The sequence below is a fragment of the Dietzia sp. Cai40 genome, assembly GCF_014145165.1.
In the GTDB taxonomy this organism is placed as follows: domain Bacteria; phylum Actinomycetota; class Actinomycetes; order Mycobacteriales; family Mycobacteriaceae; genus Dietzia; species Dietzia natronolimnaea.
In genome coordinates, this window is the sequence record NZ_JAALEB010000141.1 from 1 (window position 1) to 1,598 (window position 1,598).

General features: G+C 63.0%; 1 protein-coding gene. It reads left to right on the forward strand.

All coding sequences use genetic code 11. The features are described 5' to 3' along the window. Nucleotides 1-348 precede the first annotated feature (348 nt). Nucleotides 349-1,566, forward strand: a complete 1,218-nt coding sequence (locus G6022_RS06215) for a hypothetical protein (RefSeq protein WP_107746573.1) — start codon at nt 349-351, stop codon at nt 1,564-1,566. The last annotated feature ends 32 nt before the right edge of the window (nt 1,567-1,598 follow it).

A 1,598-nucleotide genomic window follows, 5' to 3' on the forward strand; every position in this document is an offset into this window, starting at 1 on the left:
CGTCGACAGAACCCCGCCATATAACGGCGAAAGCCACAGCGGCGACGGTTGGCGGCATGCCGTCCCGCACGGGTGTACCCCAACGGGATCCTGCCGCGAGCAGGAGTCATCGACAGCAGCATGACGCTCGGACGCTCGGCACCCCAAGGAACGGCGGGGCTCCAGGTGTGACCGCGACGAACTGCCCGGCCCTTGTCTGGATAGTCGTTAAGATAAGGACTCGTTGTCCACTTTTCGTGTTCGCAGTGATGACATCGGACAGATCATCAACGACGGCTCCTGTCCGGTCTGCGTGCTATCCCACTATGGAGGTTGTTAGTGACTCGTCGACGTGGGTTCCTCGCAGAGATGCAGCGGCAGGCTCGCCTGGCCGAGCAGCGTCAGCGTGCAGCAGCCCGTCAGCAGGTGGCAGCCGTACGGCGTGCCGAGCAGGCGCAGCGGGCTGCGGAGCGTGCGCAGGTGGCTGCGGCGCGCTCCGCGCAAGCTGACCGTAAGCGATTGGAGCGCGAGGCCCGAGCAGCGCATGTCGAAGCCATGCAAGCTCGGGTGGAGTCACTAAATGCAGAGCTGGCTGAGCACTATGCAGAACTGGACGGGCTTCTGGAGGCAACCCTTGACGTAGACGACTATGTCGATCTCGAGGCTTTACGTGTGACCGCCCAACATCCACCGTTTCCCAGGTCAGATCTCCGCACCCCCGTCCCCGCGCCAGCGCCGATCCCGGAGCCTCCACTTCCCGTACGCCGTGAAGTTGCGCCACCGAAAGGCCCGTTCGGACGGAAGAAGAAGTTGGCCGCAGCCGAAGCCGAGGTTGATCGCCGCTACGCCGCCGATTACCAGGCATGGCAGGCCGCGATGGATTCGCTTCCTGCGCGCCAGGCAGCACAAGCTGCGGAGCATGCCGAGCTTGAGCGCGTCCGGCTCCAAGCGCTGGCAAAAGCGACCGCACAGTATGAGGCGGAGTCCGCGGAGAGGGAGCGTGCGGCGCGAGAACAGAACGACGAGTTAGACCAACTGATCGCCGGGCTCGGGTACGGCACGGTCGAGGCAGTACAGGAGTATGTCGGAATCGTGCTGGCCAACTCTGTCTACCCTGAGCATTTCCCTGTGGGTCATGAGTCCGAGTTCGAGCCGGCCACAGCAGAGCTCACGCTTCGGGTCACAATGCCTGGTCCAGAGACTGTGCCAACCATTAAGGCGTACAAGTACACGAAGTCCACCGACGAAATCGGTGAGACGCAGCTTTCGCAGAAGGCCGCCAAGGACCGCTACGCAGGCATCGTGCACGCTGTCGCACTGCGTAGCTTGCATGAAGTTTTCGAGGCTGACCGCCGCGGGCTGATTCGCAGCATCTCACTCGAGCTAGGCACCGAGACGATCAGTCCCGCCACAGGGCGTGAGACCTACGTTCCCTTTGCCGCTGTAGCCGTTGACCGCGACTCGTTCAACGAGCTGGACCTCTCGGAGATTGTCCCGGCCGTAACACTCCAGCATCTCGGCGCGGTGGTCTCGAAAAACCCGCACGGTCTGGCCCCGATCAACCCATCTGGCATCAGGCGCCTCTAGGAGACTGCTGAACAAGCTGTGATCTTGGCCGC